The organism is Pseudomonas sp. HP_08 (assembly GCF_055284095.1).
This window is the reverse complement of the sequence record NZ_JBTOQC010000023.1, coordinates 237916-257882: the sequence shown is the minus strand read 5'-3', so window position 1 is coordinate 257882 and position 19967 is coordinate 237916. Positions and strand designations below refer to the sequence as shown.

The following is a 19967-nucleotide window of genomic DNA, read 5'->3' as shown; positions in this document are numbered from 1 at the left end:
GGACCGGCTTCAGCCGGGAAGCAAGCACCGCGTAACGGCTTTCCCGGCGCAAGCCGGTCTTACAAATCAAACGCCTGTTGCAACGCCACGCCCGCGCCATTCAGGCCCGGGTATTCGGCAGTTACCAGCCACACCGGCAGGCCTTCGAAATAATCGCTCATCACGCCCTTTTCCATAAGAGCGCGTTTGAAACCACTGTTCATGAAGAAATCGGTAAAGCGCGGGATCACGCCACCGGCAATGTACACCCCGCCCAGCGCGCCGAGGGTGAGGACGTTATTGCCGGCCACACGCCCCAGGAACACGCAGAACTGCTCGAGCACTGCTGCAGCAACCGCATCGCCCTCGTGGGCGGCCGAGGTGATCGCGGCCGGTGACTTGAGGGTCGGTTCGATGCCGTCCAGCTCGCAGCTGACCCGGTACAGCAGCAGCAAGCCGGCACCACTGAGCACGGTCTCGGCACTAACGTGTTCGTGCTCGGCCATCAGCCGGGTCCACAGCAATGCTTCGCGGGCCGTGCCGATCGGCAGGTTGACATGCCCGCCCTCGCCCGGCAGCGCAGTCCAGTGATTTTCGCCGCTGCTGATCAGGGTGCCGACGCCCAGGCCGGTGCCCGGCCCGATCACCGCACGCGGACGCTCGGGCTTGCCGATGCCGTGGCAAACGGTCAGGTATTCATCATCCTGCAGGCGGGTCATGCCCAGCGCCATGGCCGTGAAGTCGTTGATCAACAACAAATGATCGACCTTGAGGTCGGTGCAAAAGCGCGAGCGGCTGAAGCTCCAGTGGCTGTTGGTGAACTGGAACTCGTCACCGTCGACAGGCCCGGCCACGGCCAGGCACACAAAGCCGACGTCACCGCGTTGCAGGTCGAGGTCTTGCAGATAGACCTCGACGGCCTGTTCAGGCCCCGTGTAATCGACGGTCGGGAATACCCGGATCGAATGCAGCTGGTTGTCTTCCCAAATCGCAAAGCGCGCGTTGGTGCCGCCAATATCACCGACCAAAGCCAATTTCACTTGAGCCCCTCCAGACTTGCCGTAAAGGCGCTGGCTCCCTGCTCGGCAGAGCTGAAAGCCTGGCGCATGAAACCGAACAGTTCACGACCACAGCCCACGCTGCTGTCGATCTGTACGGTTGCCAATTCCCTGGCGGCCAATTCTGCCGGTTCCAGCAACACTTGTAACGTGCCTTTGACGCCATCCACGCGGATGACATCGCCATTGCGCACGCGTGCCAAAGGGCCACCATCAAAGGCTTCCGGGCACACGTGGATCGCGGCAGGCACTTTACCCGAGGCACCGGACATACGCCCATCGGTAACCAGTGCGACCTTGAAGCCACGGTCCTGCAACACGCCCAGGAACGGGGTCATTTTGTGCAATTCAGGCATGCCATTGCAACGCGGCCCCTGAAAACGCATCACCGCGACAAAGTCGCACTCCAGCTCGCCGGCCTTGAAGGCATCGGCCAGGGCTTGCTGGTCTTCGAACACCCGCGCCGGGGCTTCGACCACCTGATGCTCCGGGGCAACCGCCGAGACTTTCATCACGCCACGGCCAAGGTTGCCCTCCATGACCCGCAGCCCGCCTTCGGCCGAAAACGGCCGCGCCACAGGGCGCAGGATATTTTCGTCCAGGCTTTGCAGCGGGCCTTCGCGCCATACCAGTTGGCCGTCCTCAAGAAACGGCTCGCGGGTGTACAGGCTCAGGCCGTGGCCGGCCACGGTGTTGACGTCTTCATGCAAAAGACCGGCGCCCAGCAGCTCGCGGATCAGAAACGACATGCCGCCGGCGGCCTGGAAGTGATTGATGTCGGCCTTGCCGTTCGGGTACACGTGGCTGAGGGTCGGCACCACGTCCGACAGCTCGGCCATGTCTTGCCAGGTCAGCAGAATGCCGGCCGCACGGGCGATGGCCGGCATGTGCAGAGTGTGGTTGGTCGAGCCACCGGTGGCGTGCAGGGCGACGATCGAGTTGATGATCGAACGCTCATCGACGATTTTGCCCAGCGGCATGTACTGCCCGCTCTGGCGGGTCATGCGCGTGACCTGCTGCGCGGCCTCGACGGTCAGCGCATCGCGAAGCGGGGTGTACGGGTTGACGAACGAAGCGCCCGGCAAGTGCAGGCCCATGACTTCCATCACCAGCTGGTTGGTGTTGGCGGTGCCGTAGAAGGTGCAGGTGCCGGGGCCGTGGTAGGACTTCATTTCCGAGTCCAGCAGCTCTTCGCGGCTGGCCTTGCCCTCGGCGTAGCGCTGGCGCACATCGGCCTTTTCCTTGTTCGACAGCCCCGAGACCATCGGCCCGCCGGGCACGAACACGGTCGGCAAGTGACCGAAGCGCAACGCGCCCATCATCAGGCCCGGCACGATCTTGTCGCAGATGCCGAGCATCAGGGCGCCATCGAACATGTTGTGCGACAGCGCCACCGCCGTCGACATGGCGATCACTTCGCGGCTGGCAATGGCCAGCTCCATGCCCGGCTCGCCCTGGGTCACGCCATCGCACATGGCCGGCACGCCGCCGGCGAACTGGCCGACCGAGCCGATCTCGCGCAGGGCCTGCTTGATGCGCTCGGGAAAATGTTCGTAAGGCTGATGCGCCGAAAGCATGTCGTTATATGACGAAACAATTGCGATGTTGGCCGCGTTCATCAGGCGCAGGGTCTGCTTGTCTTCGGTTCCGCAGCCGGCCACGCCATGGGCAAAGTTGGCGCATTGCAGCTGGGCGCGCATCGGGCCGTCGCTGGCGGCGTCGTTGATCAGTTGCAGGTAGCGCTGACGGGTCGGGCGACTGCGTTCGATCAACCGCTCGGTGACCTCAAGGATGCGGGGATGCATGTGCTGAACTCCAGGCTAAGGTCTATGGTCACCCGTAAAGGCACTGAACAGTCAGGGTCATCAACCTGTATTGGAAACATGTGACCTTGATCAAAACGTCAGGACTTTCAGGATTGTATTTGTAGGTTTAAGAAAATATTGCCACTAAAAAGGCTTGTTTTCTATTTTTATGAGAATAATCTTGTAATTCCAACAACAAATTTTCCCGAGGACGGCTGTATGACTCTTCGCATCGCAATCAACGGTTTCGGTCGCATCGGCCGCAATGTCCTGCGCGCACTCTATACCCAAGGGTATAGACAAGACTTGCAGGTCGTCGCCATCAACGACCTGGGCGACAGTGAAATGAACGCGCACCTGCTGCGTTTCGACACCGTCCACGGTCCGTTTGACGGTAGCGTCGAATGCGATAGCGAGAGCCTGACCGTCAACGGTGACCGCATTGCGGTCAGCGCGATCCGCAATCCCGCCGACCTGCCATGGAAAGCCCAGCAGGTCGATGTCGTGTTCGAGTGCACCGGGCTGTTCACCAGCCGCGAGAAAGCCGCCGCGCACCTGGTGGCCGGCGCCGGCAAAGTGATTATTTCCGCCCCGGCCAGCGGTGCCGACGCCACCGTGGTGTATGGCGTCAACCACGACATCCTGCGCGCCTCGCACCAGATCATTTCCAACGCCTCGTGCACCACCAACTGCCTGGCGCCAGTGGCTCAGGTGCTGCACCGCGAACTGGGTATCGAAAGCGGTCTGATGACCACTATTCATGCCTACACCAACGACCAGAACCTGATCGACGTCTACCACACCGACCCTTACCGCGCCCGTTCGGCCACCCAGTCGATGATCCCGAGCAAGACCGGTGCGGCCGAAGCCGTCGGCCTGGTGCTGCCGGAACTGGCCGGCAAACTCACCGGTATGGCCGTGCGGGTTCCGGTGATCAACGTGTCGCTGGTCGACCTGACCGTGCAGCTCAAGCGCGAAGCCAGCGCGGACGAAGTCAACGCCCTGATGAAGCAGGCCAGTCAGCATTCCAAAGTGCTGGGCTACAACACCCTGCCGCTGGTGTCCCACGACTTCAACCACAACCCGCTGTCGTCGATCTTCGACGCCAACCACACCAAAGTCAGCGGCAAGCTGCTCAAGGTGCTGGCCTGGTACGACAACGAGTGGGCGTTCTCCAACCGCATGCTCGACAACTGCCTCGCCCTTCACCGCGCGGCATAAAAGCAGCTACAAGCCGTCAGCTGCAAGCTGCAAGCAAAAGCGGTGTACACCTGGTTTTTTCGTGCTCACCGCGAACAGCCTTTTCTTGCAGCTTCAAGCTTGCGGCTTACAGCTATCAACTGCGACTTGAAAAAGTCGCAGTTGATAAGCATTATCATCGGCTTGATTTCCGGTCGAGCCTTCCTGTGTCCCAGTCCCGTTTCAATGATGTCTTCCAGGCCCAGCGCGATGTGCTGTTGCGGACGTTGCAGCGCATGGTCGGCAGCCACAGCACGGCCGAGGATCTGCTGCAGGAAACCTGGTTGCGGGTCACCCGTGCCCTGACCGAGCGCCCCATCGATCACCTTGAACCTTTCGTCTACCAGACCGCCCGTAACCTGGCGCTGGACCACCTGCGCGCGCGGCGGGTACAAGGGCGCATGCTGGTCGAGGATGTTCCGGCGCAAGAGCTCGAAAGTGTCGCCGCCCAGCTTGGCTCGCCCGAAGACGCCGCCCACGCCAAGCATTTGCTTGAAAGCCTGGGCGCCAGCCTGGGACGGTTGAGCACGCGCCAGCAGCGTATTTTCATCCTCAGCCGCCTGCACGGTTGCAGCTATCAGGAAATCGCCGAAGCCCTGGATGTGTCGCCCAGCACCGTACAAAAAGAACTCAAGCTGATCATGGCAATCTGTATCGGGGTCATCGCCAGGCTTGACCAGGCCTGAGCGGTTACTAACACTGCCCCCTTACAAGCCCTGCCGAGGAACCCCGTGGCTTTACAACCCCAACGCCCGCACGCGCCTGCCGAAGCGCTGCCAGGCGACAGCGCGATGGATCAGGCCCTGAACTGGCTGATCGAACTGGAAGCCGCCGATGCCGAACAGCAGGCGCGCTTTCAGGCCTGGCTGTGCGCGGACCCCGCGCATGCCGAGGCGTACGCCCGGGCCGAGGCGATCTGGAATGGCCAGTCGGTGCACCAGGCGGCCATCGTGCTGGAGCGCAAGCCTGATCGCTGGCGACGCCTGCGTGCCTGGCGCCGGCCATTGGCAGCGGCGGCGGTGCTGCTGATTGCGGTCGGTTACTTTGGCAACCTGCCGCTGCGCCTGCAGGCCGATCATCTGACGGTCATCGGTGAGCGCCAGCGCGTGCAACTGGCCGACGGCTCGCAGGTTCTGCTCAATACCCGCTCGGCGTTTTCCAGTCAGATCGACGATCAGCATCGTCAGGCACGCCTGCACCAGGGCGAAGCGTTTTTCGAGGTTGCTTCAGGCCAGGGCGCGCCCCTGGAAATCGAAGCCGGCCCGTTGCGCATGAGCACCCGCGGCACGGCCATGGCGGTGCGCTACCTGGATGGCGAAGCGCGGGTACTGGTGCAACGTGGCGCCGTGGACGTACAAGCAGCCAGGGACGGGGCGCGGTTGAGCCTGGGTGCAGGTGACAGCGTTCGCCTGGGTCCTGCGGGGCTGAGTGCGCGCGAACGCATCGACCCGGCCAAGGATCTTGCCTGGGTGCAAGGCCGGCTGGTGTTCGACAACTGCCCGATGGGCCAGGTGCTGGACGAACTGCGCCGCTATTACCCAGGCTGGATCGTCAACACCAATCCTGCGCTGGCGCAGGTACAAGTCACCGGCAACTACCGCCTGGACAACCCGCTGGACGTGGTGCGCTCACTGGCGCAAGCGACCTCGGCGACGGTGCATGAACTGCCGCGGCTGGTGATTCTGGATTAACTCCCCGCCTGACACAGCTCCGTAGGAGCGAGGCGGATGGCCGCCCCCTTAAGCTCACGAATGCTGACTATCAGTCACAGAAAGTGAATGTGCCGGCCTCTTCGCGAGCTCTACGCTCGCTCCTACGCAAACCGTGCTGTTTCCATACGCTTCAAGTTTCGAAATATTTTTACGCGCTCTCGATGTGCCGTTCGTCTAGTCATAGCCAATGCAACTGATTCGCATTACATAAAGGTTGCTGACTCTTATACGACGCACGACAGGGAGCCCTTCTCGATGCCATCCACGATCACCCCCATTCCACAGCCCCGCTCGCGTTTTGCACTGTCGGTGCTGAGTGTCGCGCTGCTGACGGCCGGTGTGCCGGCGGTGCCGGCCTTTGCCGCCGAGGCCTCCGCGGCGCCGGCGCGCAGTGCCGGGCAATACCGCTTCGAGATTGCCCAGCAGCCGCTGGTGTCGGCGCTCAACGAGTTCAGCCGGGTCACCGGCTGGCAGGTCGGTGCCTCGTCGGACCTGACGCGCAATGTCACCTCCCCTGGCGTGCAGGGTTCGCTGGCGCCCGAGCAGGCGCTGCAACAGTTACTGGCCGGCAGCACGCTGGGTTATCGCACCGTCAGCGCACAGAATGTGGTGTTGCAGCGCCGCGCCAACAGCAGCGTGCTGTCGCTGGACCAGACCACCATCAGCGCGACTCGCCAGGCTCAGGATGTGAGCACGGTATCGAGCACGGTCAGTGTGCACACCCGCGAGCAACTGGACCGCCAGAACGTCAACAACATTCGCGATCTGGTGCGTTACGAGCCAGGCGTGTCGGTGGGCGGCGCCGGCCAGCGGGCCGGCACCAATGGCTACAACATCCGCGGCATCGACGGCGACCGGATCCTGACTCAGGTCGACGGCGTCGAAGTGCCCGACCGCTTCTTCAGCGGCCCGTACGCGCAGACCCAGCGTAATTACGTCGACCCGGAAATCGTCAAGCGCGTCGAGATTCTGCGCGGCCCGGCCTCGGCCCTCTATGGCAGCAGCGCCATCGGTGGCGTGGTCAGCTATTACACGCTGGACGCCGACGACATCATCAAGCCCGGCAATGACGTCGGTGCCCGCCTGAAAACCGGCTACAGCTCGGCCGACGACAGCTGGCTGAACTCGGCCACCGTGGCCGGACGCTATAGCGATTTCGACGGCCTGTTGCACCTGAGCCAGCGCAATGGCCATGAAACCGAATCCTACGGCAGCACCGGCGGCACGGGCCTGGCCCGTACCGAAGCCAACCCGCAGGATGTGCGCACCACCAACGTGCTGGCCAAGCTGGGCTGGAACTACGCCGACGACGCGCGCCTGGGCTTCACCTACGAAAAATACAAGGACGACCGCGACACCAACCTCAAGAGTGCCGTCGGCGGGCCGTTCACCAATGGCGCAGGCCTGGGCATGTACCAATCGCGCAGCGGCAACGACACCATCACCCGCGAGCGCTTCGGCATCGAGCACACACTGGCGCTGGACAGCCTGCTGGTCGATAACCTCAAGTGGAGCCTGAACTACCAGACCGCCAAGACCGACCAGAGCACCGCCGAGCGCTATTTCCCGTTTTCACGCGACGTTTACCGCTTCCGCAACACGACCTATCAGGAAAAGCAGTGGGTCTTCGATGCCCAGCTCGACAAGGCCTTCAGCCTGGCCGATACCGATCACTTGCTGACCTACGGCACCACCCTCAAGCGCCAGAAAGTCACCGGCCTGCGTAGCGGTTATGGTGTTTGTGCCCGGGTGCTGGGCGCCTGCCGTGCGGTGGGAGACGACAGCGCCAGTGATCGTCTGGTGCCGACCAGCGACTTCCCGGACCCGACCATCACCAGCTACTCGCTGTTCGCCCAAGACCAGATCAGCTGGAACGACTGGACCTTCACGCCGGGCGTGCGCTATGACCACACGCGCATGGAGCCCAAGCTGACATCGGAGTTTCTCAACTCGCTCAGCGCCGCCGACCGCGCCCAGGCACAAGAGAAAGACCGCAACTGGCACCGCGTCTCGCCCAAGTTTGGCGTGACCTATGCCATCGACGATCAATACACCTGGTACGGCCAATACGCCGAAGGTTTCCGCACGCCGTCGGCCAAGGCCCTGTACGGGCGCTTTGAAAACCTCAACGCCGGTTATATCGTCGCGCCCAACCCCAATCTCGACCCGGAAAAGAGCAAGAGTGTTGAAACCGGCCTGCGCGGGCGTTTCGACGCGGGCTCGTTCGATGTCGCAGTGTTTTATAACAAGTACCGCGATTTCATCAACGAAGACGCGCTCAGCCCCGGCTACAGCGACACCACGTTCCAGTCCAGCAACATCAAGCACGCCACCATCAAGGGTGTAGAACTCAAGGGTCGCCTCGACCTGGACAGCCTCGGCGCGCCGCAAGGCCTGTACACGCAAGCGGCGGTCACTTACCTGCACGGGCGCAACAACGACAGCGGCGAGCCGATCAACAGCATCAACCCGCTGACCGGCGTGTTCGGCCTGGGCTATGAGCAGAATAACTATGGTGGCCTGCTGAGCTGGACGCTGGTCAAGCGCAAGAACCGCGTGGACGACAGCAATTTCCACACCCCCGATGGCGTGTCCAGCCAGTTCAAGACGCCGGGCTTCGGCGTGCTGGACCTGACCGGCTACTACAAGGTCACTCAGGATGTGACCGTCAGCGGCGGCCTCTACAACCTCACCGACAAACAGTACTGGCTGTGGGATGACGTGCGCGGCTACGACGGCGTTGGCGAGGCTGGCGTGACGGCGCCTGCCAACCTTGAACGCCTGACCCAGCCGGGGCGCAACTTCAGCGTCAACCTGGTCTGGGACATCTGATCCAGAGGCGTAAACCGACATGCCGCCGATCAGGCGGCCTGTTGTTATCCGGCTTTTTTACGCAAAACCCCTCGCCCATTCGTCTATTCAACAAGCCCTCACTCCCGGCAAGGAAGACCTTATGACCACTGAAAGCCAACGCCCTGCCCTGCGCTCGCAGCGCCTGAACAGCATTACCCATGCCCCGCACGAAAAGCTCGACCACGCCGTCAAGGCCCATACGCCGTTCGCCACCAAGGCCAGCTTCACCCGCTTTGTGGTCGCCCAGTACCTGTTCCAGAACGAGCTGCTGGCCCTGTACCGCGACCCGCAACTGATCGCGCTGATCCCTGACCTGGCGCAACGCTGCCGGGCCGAACAGGCCGCTGCGGACCTCAACGACCTGAACACCGCGCTGCCAGCACCGGTGGCCGGCGCTGTACACGAACCAAGCGTGGCGCATGCACTGGGCTGGCTGTTCGTGTCCGAGGGCTCCAAGCTCGGCGCCGCCTTTCTGATCAAGCGCGCCGAAGCACTGGGCCTGTCCGAACGTTTCGGCGCCCGTCATCTTGGTGAACCCGAAGGCGGTCGCGCCGCTGGCTGGAAAGCCTTTATCCGCACGCTGGACGAGCTGGATCTGACTGCCGAACAGGAAGCCGAACTGGATCAAGGCGCACTGGCGGCCTTCGAGCGTTTTGGCGTGTTGCTGGAACAGGCTTACGCCGGCGCAGCTCAGGTTGAAACGGTTCAGGCATGACAATGGCCGTGAGCCTGTTAAGCTGGCCGGGCTTTCGAACCGCTCAAGCATGACCATGACCTACAAACCTCCCGGCTCACGACTCTCACGCCTGCTTTATGGCCTGCTCGCCTATACGAGCCTGGGCATCGGCATTGCTGCGATCTTCATTCCCGGCCTGCCGACCACCGAGTTCATCCTGCTCGCGGCCTGGGCGGCCACGCGCAGCTCGCCGCGCCTCAATGCCTGGCTGGAAAACCACCGGGTGTTCGGGCCGATGCTGTACAACTGGCGCAACGGCAGGCGCGTGGCGCGGCGGGCAAAAATCAGCGCGACGGTGAGCATGCTGGTGTGCGCCATCGTCATGCTGAGCCTGTTCCACCATATCTGGTGGCTGTACCTGGCGCTCGCCGGCATGGCCATGGGTAACCTGTGGCTGTGGTCGCGGCCTGAACCTGAAAGCCGGCCAGCCTTGACCGACGACAAAAGCTGAACCGCCGCAAGGCTGCTAAGGTCTACCCGGATACATTTCCTCCAGGTGGAGTGCCTTTCATGTTCGAGCCCGGTCATCTGCATATCACTCGCAGCGCACTGCAAAAAACCGATCACAGCTTCGATATTCACATTCGCTACGAGCGCATTGAAGATCCCGCCCAAGGCACCAGCATAAGCTTTGTCATGGACGGCGAAATCAACGGCAAGGCCTTCAGCGAAACCTTTCAGTTACCCCGCGACCTGGCGTTCAACTTCGCCCATGACGCCAGCCGCATCGCCATTCGCCACGGCCTGCCCGACACCGCGGGGTTGCCGCTTGCCCAGCACAAGGACTACGACCGGATGTTCGAAGACATCCGTGAGCAGTTGCATGCAAAGTCCGGTGAGCCGGTGAAGCCCGAACATCTGCAATGATGGCGCCGGGCTTGACGTCATAAGGCATACTGGCGCCCTCTTTCCAGACCAGCCTCTTTGTCATGCGCATCCATGTCTGCTTCATCGACCGCGTCGGTATCACCCAGGAAGTGCTGGCGATACTCGGCAGCCGCAACCTGAACCTCGATGCAGTGGAGATGGTGCCGCCGAATGTCTACATCGATGCGCCGACCCTCAGCCTGAAGATGCTTGAAGAGCTCAAGGATGCGTTGTTCCGGGTGCGTGGCGTGGTGGCGATCACCGTGGTCGATATCCTGCCCGGCCAGCGCCGGCATTTGCAGCTCGATGCCTTGCTGGCCGCGATGACCGATCCGGTGCTGGCGCTGGACAGCGCAGGCCTGGTGCTGCTGGCCAACCCGGCGCTGGTGGCGTTGATCGGCCGCGAGCCTGCCGGCGAGCCGGTGGGTGAATTACTCGCCGACCCGGACCTGCAAACCACGCTGCTGGACAACGGTTTTCGCCTGCCGCTGCGCGAGATCACCCTCAATGGCCAGGCGCTGCTGCTGGAGGCCACGCCGATCACCGAGGCTGGCGCGCTGCTGACCCTTTATCCGCCCAGCCGCATTGGTGAGCGCTTGTCGGCCTTGCACCACGATCACGCCGAAGGCTTCGACGCCTTGCTTGGCGATTCACCGGCCATCAGCACCCTGAAAGTCCGCGCCCAGCGCATCGCGACCCTGGATGCGCCGTTGTTGATTCGCGGCGAAACCGGCACCGGCAAAGAGCTGGTGGCGCGCGCCTGCCACACCAGCAGTGCGCGGCACGGCGAGCCGTTTCTGGCCCTCAACTGCGCGGCCTTGCCCGAGAGCCTGGCCGAGAGCGAGCTGTTCGGCTATGCGCCCGGCGCCTTTACCGGCGCCCAGCGCGGCGGCAAGCCGGGGCTGATGGAGATGGCTGACAAAGGCACGGTGTTTCTCGACGAGATCGGCGAGATGTCGCCGTACTTGCAGGCCAAGCTGCTGCGCTTTCTCAACGATGGCAGCTTTCGCCGGGTGGGCGGCGACCGCGAGGTCAAGGTCAATGTGCGGATCATCAGCGCCACGCACCGCGACCTTGAAAAGATGGTCGCCGAGGGCAGCTTTCGCGAAGACCTGTTCTATCGCCTTAATGTTCTCAACCTGTCAGTGCCGCCGCTGCGCGAGCGCGGCCAGGACATCGTGCTGCTGGCACGCTATTTCATGCAGCAAGCCTGCACCCAGATCCAGCGCCCGCTGTGCCATCTGGCGCCGGGCACGCACGCCAGCCTGCTGAGCTATCGCTGGCCGGGCAATGTGCGCCAGTTGCAGAACGTGATCTTCCGCGCCGCAGCGGTCAGTGAAAGCGGTCAGGTGCATGCCGCCGACCTCGACATCGCCGGCACAACCCTGGCACGCCAGCCCGGCGATGCCGTCGATAGCCTGGAACAGGCGGTAGAAAGCTTCGAGCGCGACCTGCTGAGCAGGCTGTATGCCGAACACCCGTCGACCCGGCAACTGGCCGCGCGCCTGCAAACCTCGCACACCGCCATTGCCCATCGCTTGCGTAAATACGGCATTGGCGCCAAGACCTGACGTGTCGTAGCGATTTCATTCCATCGTAACGATTTCACTACAGTCGCGCAGCGTGAGTGCCCGCCAAGGCTTTGCGCGCACTGCCTTTTCATCCAAGCCTGCCAAGCGTAGCGAAATCGTTACAGAGACGAGCAGGAAAATCGTGTGAAATCCACTCAAAGCCCTGATTAATAAGGACAAAACAGAACTGGCCACAAACTTGCTAAGGACTTTTCATACGGCGCGCCCCACGTGGCCCGCCCTGATCCCCTGAGGAGTCTTTATGAGCGAGTTGCGATTCACCGTGGAACACGAATGGCTGAAGGCCGAAGCCGATGGCAGCTTCACTGTCGGCATCACGCCATACGCGCAGAACTCGCTCGGTGACGTGGTGTTTGTCCAGCTTCCTGAATTACAGGCCTACACTCAACACGCCGAAGTGTCGGTGGTCGAGTCGGTGAAAGCCGCCAGCAGTCTTTACATGCCTCTGGAAGGTGAAGTGGTCGAGGTCAACAGTGCCCTGGCCGACACGCCAGAGCTGGTCAACGAAGACGCGCTGGGCGCCGGCTGGTTTTTCCGCTTCGTACCCAGCGATGCCAGCGCCATCGATACCTTGCTCGATCAGGACGCTTACGACCGCCTGATCCAAGCCAACGACCAAGCCTGAGGAGCGCGCCATGAGTGATCGTATCGAGCTTGATACCGCCAATGAATTCATCGCCCGGCACATCGGCCCGCGTGCAGCCGATGAACACGCCATGCTGCAAACCCTGGGGTTCGACTCGCTCGACGCCCTGACCGCCAGCGTGATTCCGGACAGCATCAAGGGCACCAGCGTGCTCGACCTGCCTGCCGGGCAAAGCGAAGCTGACGCCCTGGCCTCGATCAAGGCCATTGCCAGCCAGAACCAGCTGTTCAAGAGCTACATCGGCCAGGGTTACTACAACACCCACACCCCGGCGCCGATTTTGCGCAACCTGTTGGAAAACCCGGCCTGGTACACCGCCTACACCCCGTATCAACCGGAGATTTCCCAAGGCCGCCTGGAAGCATTGCTGAACTTCCAGACCCTGATCAGCGACCTGACCGGCCTGCCGATTGCCAACGCCTCGTTGCTTGACGAAGCCACCGCCGCCGCCGAAGCCATGACGTTCTGCAAGCGCCTGAGCAAGAACAAGGGCAGCCAGCAGTTCTTCGCCTCGATCCATTGCCACCCGCAAACCCTCGATGTGCTGCGCACCCGCGCAGAACCGCTGGGCATTGAAGTGGTGGTCGCCGATGAAGCCGAACTGGGCGATGTCAGCGATTACTTTGGCGCGCTGCTGCAATACCCGGCCAGCAATGGCGATGTGTTCGACTACGGCGATCTGATCGGGCGCTTCCATGGCGCCAATGCACTGGTGGCCGTGGCCGCCGACCTGCTGGCCCTGACCCTGCTGACCCCGCCGGGCGAATTCGGCGCCGACGTGGCCATCGGCACCGCGCAGCGCTTTGGCGTGCCGCTGGGCTTCGGTGGCCCGCATGCCGCTTACTTCTCGACCCGCGACGCCTTCAAGCGCGACATGCCGGGCCGCCTGGTCGGCGTGTCGGTCGACCGTCATGGCAAGCAGGCGCTGCGCCTGGCCATGCAAACCCGCGAACAGCACATCCGCCGCGAAAAGGCGACCAGCAACATCTGCACCGCCCAGGTGCTGCTGGCCAACATCGCCAGCATGTACGCGGTGTACCACGGCCCTGAAGGCCTGACGCGCATCGCCAAGCGTGTCCATCGCCTGACCGCGATCTTTGTCGAAGGCTTGCGCCAACTGGGTCTCAAGGCCGAGCAGGAATTCTTCTTCGACAGCGCGACCCTGGCCACCGGCGCCAAGACCGCCGAGCTGCACGCCAAAGCGCGCGCGCATAACATCAACCTGCGTGCCGTCGATGCCGAGCGCCTTGGCGTGTCGTTCGACGAAACCAGCTCGCCTGATGCCATCAAGGCCTTGTGGGCTGTTTTCGTGACTGACGGCCAGAGCCTGCCGGACTTCGACGCCCTCGCCACCAGCACTCCGTCGCGCCTGCCACATGGCCTGCTGCGTCAGTCGGCGATTCTTGAACACCCGGTATTCAACCGTTACCACTCCGAAACCGAGCTGATGCGCTACCTGCGCAAGCTGGCCGACAAGGACCTGGCACTGGACCGCAGCATGATCCCGCTGGGCTCGTGCACCATGAAGCTCAACGCCGCCAGCGAAATGATCCCGGTGACCTGGGCTGAATTCGGCAACCTGCACCCGTTTGCCCCGGCCGAGCAAAGCGCTGGCTACCAGTTGCTGACCGACGAACTGGAAGCGATGCTCTGCGCCGCCACCGGCTACGACGCCGTGTCGCTGCAACCCAACGCCGGCTCGCAGGGCGAATACGCCGGCCTGCTGGCGATTCGTGCCTACCACCAGAGCCGTGGCGACGAGCACCGCGATGTGTGCCTGATCCCGTCTTCGGCACACGGCACCAACCCGGCCACCGCACAAATGGCTGGCATGCGCGTGGTGGTCACCGCCTGCGACGCACGCGGTAACGTCGACATCGAAGACCTGCGCGCCAAGGCGTTGCAGCACCGCGAGCAGCTGGCCGCGCTGATGATCACCTACCCGTCGACCCATGGCGTGTTCGAGGAAGGCATCCGCGAAATCTGCGCCATCGTTCACGACAACGGCGGCCAGGTGTACATCGACGGCGCCAACATGAACGCCATGGTCGGCCTGTGTGCGCCGGGCAAGTTCGGCGGCGACGTGTCGCACCTGAACCTGCACAAGACCTTCTGCATTCCGCACGGCGGCGGCGGCCCGGGCGTTGGCCCGATCGGGGTCAAATCGCACCTGGCGCCGTTCCTGCCCGGCCATCGCAACATGCAGCGCCAGGAAGGCGCGGTATGCGCAGCCCCCTTCGGCAGCGCGAGCATTTTGCCGATCACCTGGATGTACATCCGCATGATGGGCGGCGAAGGCCTCAAGCGCGCTTCGCAGATCGCCATCCTCAATGCCAACTACATTGCCCGTCGTCTTGAAGAGCACTACCCGGTGCTGTACAGCGGCAGCAACGGCCTGGTGGCGCACGAGTGCATTCTCGACCTGCGTCCGCTCAAGGACAGCAGCGGCATCACCGTCGACGATGTGGCCAAGCGTCTGATCGACTTCGGCTTCCACGCGCCGACCATGTCGTTCCCGGTGGCCGGCACGCTGATGATCGAACCGACCGAAAGCGAAGCCAAGGAAGAACTCGACCGCTTCTGCGAGGCCATGATCACCATTCGCGAAGAGATTCGCGCGGTGGAAAACGGCACGCTGCACAAGGACGATAACCCGCTGAAAAACGCCCCGCACACTGCCGCCGAACTGGCCGGTGCCTGGGAGCACCCGTACAGCCGCGAACAGGCGGTGTACCCGGTAGCCTCGTTGGTCGAGGGCAAATACTGGCCACCAGTGGGTCGCGTCGACAACGTTTACGGCGACCGCAACCTGGTTTGCGCCTGCCCATCCATCGAGAGTTATCAGCATGTCTGACGAATCCCTGCAGGTCACCCCGTTGCACGCCCTGCACCGCGAGCTGGGTGCCAGGATGGTGCCTTTTGCCGGTTACGAGATGCCCGTGCAATACCCGCTCGGGGTCATGAAGGAACACTTGCACACCCGCGCCCAGGCCGGCCTGTTCGATGTCTCGCACATGGGCCAGATCATGCTCAGCGGCCCGGACGCTGCCCGTGCGCTGGAAACCCTGGTGCCGGTAGACATCATCGACCTGCCGGTCGGCATGCAGCGCTATGCGCTGTTCACCAATGACCAGGGCGGCATTCTCGACGACCTGATGGTTGCCCGGATCGCTGACGAACAATGGCTGCTGGTGGTCAACGCCGCCTGCAAGGAACAGGACCTGGCGCATTTGTGCGAGCACCTGGCCGGCCAGTGCAAGATCGAGTCGCTGTTCGAAGAACGCGCCCTGCTCGCCCTGCAAGGCCCGCAGGCAGCGGCGGTATTGGCCCGACTGGCACCGAGCGTGGCCGGCATGACGTTCATGCAGTTCACCCGCGTGTCGATTCTGGGCAGCGACTGCTTTGTCAGCCGCTCCGGCTACACCGGTGAAGACGGCTTCGAGATCTCTGTACCGGCAGCCGAAGCCGATGCCCTGGCGCGTCGCCTGCTGGCGGAGCCTGAAGTTGAAGCAATCGGTCTGGGCGCGCGCGACTCGCTGCGCCTTGAAGCGGGCCTGTGCCTGTATGGCCATGACATGAATAGTGACACTTCTCCTGTCGAAGCCAGCCTGCTGTGGGCCATTTCCAAGGCGCGCAGAGTCGATGGCGCTCGTGCAGGTGGTTTTCCGGGGGCCGAGCAGATCTTCGCCCAGCAGCAAAACGGCACGGATCGCAAGCGTGTCGGCCTGTTGCCGCAAGAAAGAACACCAGTGCGCGAAGGGGCTTTGATCGTCGATGACCAGGACCGCACCATTGGCCTGGTCAGCAGCGGCGGCTTCGGCCCAAGCCTGGGCGGCCCCTTGGCAATGGGTTATGTAGAGAGCGGCTTCAGCGCGCTGGACAGCGAGGTTTTCGCGCTGGTCAGAGGCAAGAAAGTTCCATTGCGCATCAGCAAAATGCCTTTCGTGGCACAGCGTTACTTCAGGGGCTGAATACCGACGCCAATATTCCGCCTATGGAAAAAACCCCGGCCTTGAGAGTGCACTGACAAAGTGCAAAAGCGGGCCGGATGCGGCGCAAACCTTTGGGCAGTGAACAATCCTTGGGCATTGCTGCAGCCCTTTGAAATAGGGGACTCTGCGGGGCTTGTTTTTGTAACGAGAGTTGGCGTAGAGTTCTCGAACTGTGTTTGCAAAGGTCGCTGAATCGGGACCTGGGCAGTAGCTTTAAGTATCGCTACAACCCGCTCTACGTTTCTTACTTCCTGCAACCAGCCCCAGTATTCTTTCGCCTCATTTACAGGTCAGAAAGAGTCTGTCATTAAATTCAAGCGTCAAGGAAATAAGAACATGTCTACACGTCAGAGCGGTACCGTCAAGTGGTTCAACGACGAAAAAGGTTTTGGTTTTATCACTCCAGAAAGCGGTCCGGATCTGTTCGTGCATTTCCGCGCGATTCAGGGCAACGGCTTCAAGAGCCTGAAAGAAGGCCAGAAAGTGACCTTCATCGCTGTGCAAGGCCAGAAAGGCTTGCAGGCTGACGAAGTTCAAGCTGAAGCCTAAGCCTCAGTCTGATCGTCAAAAGCCCCTGATATTGATTTATCAGGGGCTTTTTTGTGGGCGCTGTTTCGTTTCTCCCTGCGAGGTCCAGCCATGCCTGCACGCTTGCTCCAGCCGCAAGGCACATTTGCCCGCGCCAGCCTGATCCGGCGCCTCGCGGCGGCCAGCTATGACCTGCTGCTGTGCCTGGCCCTGCTGATCGTCACCGCCTTTATCTACAAACTGATCTGGATGGTTTTTGTGGGCCAGGCACGCCTGCGCCAGCTGAGCGAGTCCGGCGCCATGGACGGTGACCCGCTGCTGTCGACCCTGCTGTTGCTGAGCGCCTTCGCCTTTTACGCCTGGTTCTGGACCCGCAACGGCCAGACGCTGGGCATGCAGGCTTGGGGGGTGCGTGTGCAAAACGCCGACGGCAGCGCCCTCAGCCTGACCCAGGCACTGCTGCGCTTCATGGTCGCCATCGCTTCGGGACTGTGTTTTGGGGCAGGTTTTTTCTGGAGCCTGTACGACCCGCAGGGCCGCACCTGGCACGATATCTATTCAAATAGCGTGCTGGTGCATTTGCCCAAACGTGGCTGAGCGGCGGGCGCGAAGCCCTACCCTGCCCTGCGTAGCAGCAGCACGCCGGCCACGGCGCAGATACCGGCCGGCACCAGCACCGCGAACAGCGGCGAGAAGCCGAACACCAGGCTCGACGGGCCGAGCAGGTCTTGGGCGATACGGAAGATAAAGCCCACCAGCACGCCAGTGAACACGCGCTGGCCCAGGGTTACCGAACGCAGCGGACCAAAGATGAACGAGATCGCCATCAGCACCAGCGCCACGGTCACCAGCGGCTGCAGCACCTTGGTCCAGAACGCCAACCAGTAACGGCCATTGTTCAGGCCCTGGTCGGCCAGATAATGCGCGTAGCTCCAGAGCCCGGTGATCGACAGCGACTCTGGCGGCATGATCACCGTGCTGAGCAATTGCGGGCTGAGCGTGACTTCCCAACGCTCGGTCGGGGTCTTGACGATGTCGGTCTGGCCATTGCGGAAATGCGTGGTCGTGACGTCGCTGAGCTCCCAGTAATCCTGCTGGTAATTGGCCTGGCGGGCAAAGCTTGAGGTCAGCATGTGGCGCTGCTCGTCGAAGCGATAACGGGTCACGCCATACATCAGGCCATTGGGCTGCACACTGTTGATGTGGATGAATTCTTCGCCCTGGCGGTGCCACAGGCCATGCTTGGCGCTTTGCGAATCACCCGTGCCCTGGGCCAGCGAGCGATCGGCCTGGCCTTTGTTTTCGGCCGCCGGCGCTACGTATTCACCGACCAGCACGCCAACCAGCATCAGCACCAGCATCGGTTTCATGACCGCCCAGACGATACGCCCGATGGACACGCCGGCAGCACGCATAATGGTCAGTTCGCTGCTGCTGGCCAGGCTGCCCAGACCGATCAGACAGCCGATCAAGGCAGCCATCGGCAGCATTTCATAGACCCGTCGCGGAGCGGTGAGCAGCACGAAGGCGCCAGCGTCCAGCAAGGTGTAGTTATCGCTGATATCGCCCATCTCATCGATCAGGGCAAACAGCGAGGCCAGCCCGAGAATGATGCCGAGTACGGCAAGAATCGCCAGGAAGACGCTCTTGCCGATGTACCGATCAAGCCTTCCCATGAGCCACCTCCACTGCGGTGCGGCGACCGGCCAGCTTCAAGCGCAACGGCTCCCAGTACAACAGGCCCAGACCGATCAACAGGAACAAGGCGTGAACCCACCACATGCCCAGCGCCATGGGCAGCTTGCCCTTCTCCAGCGCGCCGCGCACGGCAATCAGAATTGTCAGGTAAGCCATGTACAGAAGAATCGCCGGCAAGAGTTTCAGGTAGCGGCCCTGACGAGGGTTGACCCGCGACAGGGGAACAGCCATCAGGGTCACGATGAACACCAGAATCGGCAGCGACAGCCGCCAGTGCAGCTCGGCCTGGTAGCGCGGCGTGTCATTGCCGAACAGCTCGGAGGTCGGAATCGCGTCACGCTCGGTGACTTCGGCGCTGATCTCGGGCTTGGGCAACAACGCACCGTAGGTGTCGTACTGAATGGCGCGGTAATTGGCCTCGCCGGGATTGCCGTCATAGCGGTAGCCATTTTCAAGCACCAGGAAACGGCTGCCGTCGGGGCGTACTTCCTGGCGGCCTTTCTCGGCGACCAGCACGGTGATGCCGCTGTCCTTGCCCTTGTCGCTGGCCAGGCGCCGCTCGGAAATGAAGATGCTGCCCAGTTGGGTGCGGTCTTCGGACAACTCCTGGGTGTAGGTCACCCGGGTGCCATCACGCAGCGACTGGAAGCGTCCGGGCACCAGGGTGTCGAACTCGGTCAGCGAGTCTTGCTTGTTGATCAGCACCGAGAACTGCGCAGCGCCCTGGGGCGCCAGGCTGAAGCTCAGCCAGGCCACCAGCAGCGCAACCAGTGCCGCCGGCGCCAGGGTGATGGCCAGCAGACGCTGCTGGCTCATACCGGTGGCCGCCAGCACGGTCATCTCGCTTTCAAGGTACAGCCGGCCATAAGCCAGAAGGATGCCGAGAAACAGCCCCAACGGCAGGATCAGTTGCAGAAAGCCTGGCAGGCGAAAGCCCATGATCAGGAACAGGACGCCTGGGTCAAGCGCACCAGAGGCCGCCTGGGCCAGGTACTTGATGAAGCGTCCGCTCATGATGATGACCAGCAGCACGGCACTCACCGCACTCAATGTGACCAGCACTTCCCGGGACAGATAACGAAAGACAATCAAACCAGACACTCCAGGTTTGCCAGGCACAACCAGCCGGACAAGGAAAAAGACGAGCCACGGTACAGGCGAAAAAGATGCGGCATTATCCTGTGATTGACTCCTTATGTCACTGCGCGACCCGGATAGTTCTCACATCCATGTCCTACAGCGGTCAATCGGGGTTGTCAGCG

At 62.4% G+C, this 19967-nt stretch carries 16 protein-coding genes and 1 pseudogene; 13 read left to right on the top strand and 4 right to left on the bottom strand.

Annotation, left to right across the window (positions count from 1 at the left end; genetic code table 11):
- Positions 1–59: 59 nt before the first annotated feature.
- Positions 60–1019 (bottom strand): glucokinase, encoded by a 960-nt coding sequence (locus tag ACYAS9_RS20055; RefSeq protein ID WP_463570014.1) that lies wholly within the window; start codon positions 1017–1019, stop codon positions 60–62.
- Positions 1016–2842: a phosphogluconate dehydratase gene (gene edd, locus ACYAS9_RS20050; protein WP_463570012.1), complete on the bottom strand. Its 1827-nt coding sequence runs from the start codon at positions 2840–2842 to the stop codon at positions 1016–1018. The genes ACYAS9_RS20055 and edd overlap by 4 nt, the downstream gene beginning before the upstream one ends.
- Positions 2843–3061: 219 nt before the next feature.
- Between edd and gap the strand changes: the two genes are divergently transcribed.
- The 13 genes and pseudogenes from gap to ACYAS9_RS19985 all read left to right on the top strand — a co-directional run bounded on the left by gap (position 3062) and on the right by ACYAS9_RS19985 (position 17604).
- Positions 3062–4063 (top strand): type I glyceraldehyde-3-phosphate dehydrogenase, encoded by a 1002-nt coding sequence (gap, locus tag ACYAS9_RS20045; RefSeq protein ID WP_463570010.1) that lies wholly within the window; start codon positions 3062–3064, stop codon positions 4061–4063.
- A gap of 185 nt (positions 4064–4248) precedes the next feature.
- Positions 4249–4767 (top strand): RNA polymerase sigma factor, encoded by a 519-nt coding sequence (locus ACYAS9_RS20040; protein WP_463570009.1) that lies wholly within the window; start codon positions 4249–4251, stop codon positions 4765–4767.
- 105 nt (positions 4768–4872) lie between these two features.
- Positions 4873–5772, top strand: a complete 900-nt coding sequence (locus ACYAS9_RS20035; protein WP_463570221.1) for a FecR family protein — start codon at positions 4873–4875, stop codon at positions 5770–5772.
- A gap of 276 nt (positions 5773–6048) precedes the next feature.
- Entirely contained in the window at positions 6049–8625 is a 2577-nt protein-coding gene (locus ACYAS9_RS20030; protein ID WP_463570007.1) for a TonB-dependent receptor, read from the top strand.
- 121 nt (positions 8626–8746) lie between these two features.
- Positions 8747–9361, top strand: a complete 615-nt coding sequence (locus tag ACYAS9_RS20025) for a biliverdin-producing heme oxygenase (RefSeq protein WP_463570006.1) — start codon at positions 8747–8749, stop codon at positions 9359–9361.
- Positions 9358–9833, top strand: a pseudogene (locus tag ACYAS9_RS20020) (YbaN family protein). The gene ACYAS9_RS20025 and the pseudogene ACYAS9_RS20020 overlap by 4 nt, the downstream one beginning before the upstream one ends.
- A 59-nt stretch (positions 9834–9892) precedes the next feature.
- Positions 9893–10249 carry a DUF5064 family protein gene (locus ACYAS9_RS20015; RefSeq protein WP_463570005.1) on the top strand — a complete coding sequence of 119 codons (357 nt, stop codon included), beginning with the start codon at positions 9893–9895 and terminating at the stop codon, positions 10247–10249.
- Positions 10250–10311: 62 nt separating this feature from the next.
- Complete coding sequence (locus ACYAS9_RS20010; protein ID WP_463570004.1) at positions 10312–11820, top strand: sigma-54-dependent transcriptional regulator; 1509 nt, start codon at positions 10312–10314, stop codon at positions 11818–11820.
- Between the two features lie 262 nt (positions 11821–12082).
- Positions 12083–12466: a glycine cleavage system protein GcvH gene (gene gcvH, locus ACYAS9_RS20005; protein WP_463570003.1), complete on the top strand. Its 384-nt coding sequence runs from the start codon at positions 12083–12085 to the stop codon at positions 12464–12466.
- A 10-nt stretch (positions 12467–12476) separates the two neighbouring features.
- Positions 12477–15341 (top strand): aminomethyl-transferring glycine dehydrogenase, encoded by a 2865-nt coding sequence (gcvP, locus tag ACYAS9_RS20000; protein ID WP_463570001.1) that lies wholly within the window; start codon positions 12477–12479, stop codon positions 15339–15341.
- A complete protein-coding gene (gcvT, locus tag ACYAS9_RS19995) occupies positions 15334–16458 on the top strand; it encodes a glycine cleavage system aminomethyltransferase GcvT (RefSeq protein ID WP_463570000.1) in 1125 nt (374 codons plus the stop codon). Before gcvP ends, gcvT begins: the two co-directional genes overlap by 8 nt.
- A 357-nt stretch (positions 16459–16815) precedes the next feature.
- Positions 16816–17028: a cold-shock protein gene (locus ACYAS9_RS19990; RefSeq protein WP_463569998.1), complete on the top strand. Its 213-nt coding sequence runs from the start codon at positions 16816–16818 to the stop codon at positions 17026–17028.
- A 90-nt stretch (positions 17029–17118) separates the two neighbouring features.
- Positions 17119–17604 carry an RDD family protein gene (locus tag ACYAS9_RS19985; protein WP_463569996.1) on the top strand — a complete coding sequence of 162 codons (486 nt, stop codon included), beginning with the start codon at positions 17119–17121 and terminating at the stop codon, positions 17602–17604.
- A 17-nt stretch (positions 17605–17621) separates the two neighbouring features.
- On the opposite strand, the gene lptG is transcribed toward ACYAS9_RS19985, so the two are convergent.
- Together lptG and lptF are read right to left on the bottom strand one after the other, a co-directional pair.
- The gene (lptG, locus tag ACYAS9_RS19980; protein ID WP_463569995.1) at positions 17622–18683 is read right to left on the bottom strand and encodes an LPS export ABC transporter permease LptG; all 1062 of its coding nucleotides are present in this window, start codon (positions 18681–18683) and stop codon (positions 17622–17624) included.
- Complete coding sequence (gene lptF, locus ACYAS9_RS19975; protein WP_463569993.1) at positions 18670–19797, bottom strand: LPS export ABC transporter permease LptF; 1128 nt, start codon at positions 19795–19797, stop codon at positions 18670–18672. Before lptF ends, lptG begins: the two co-directional genes overlap by 14 nt.
- Between the last annotated feature and the right edge of the window lie 170 nt (positions 19798–19967).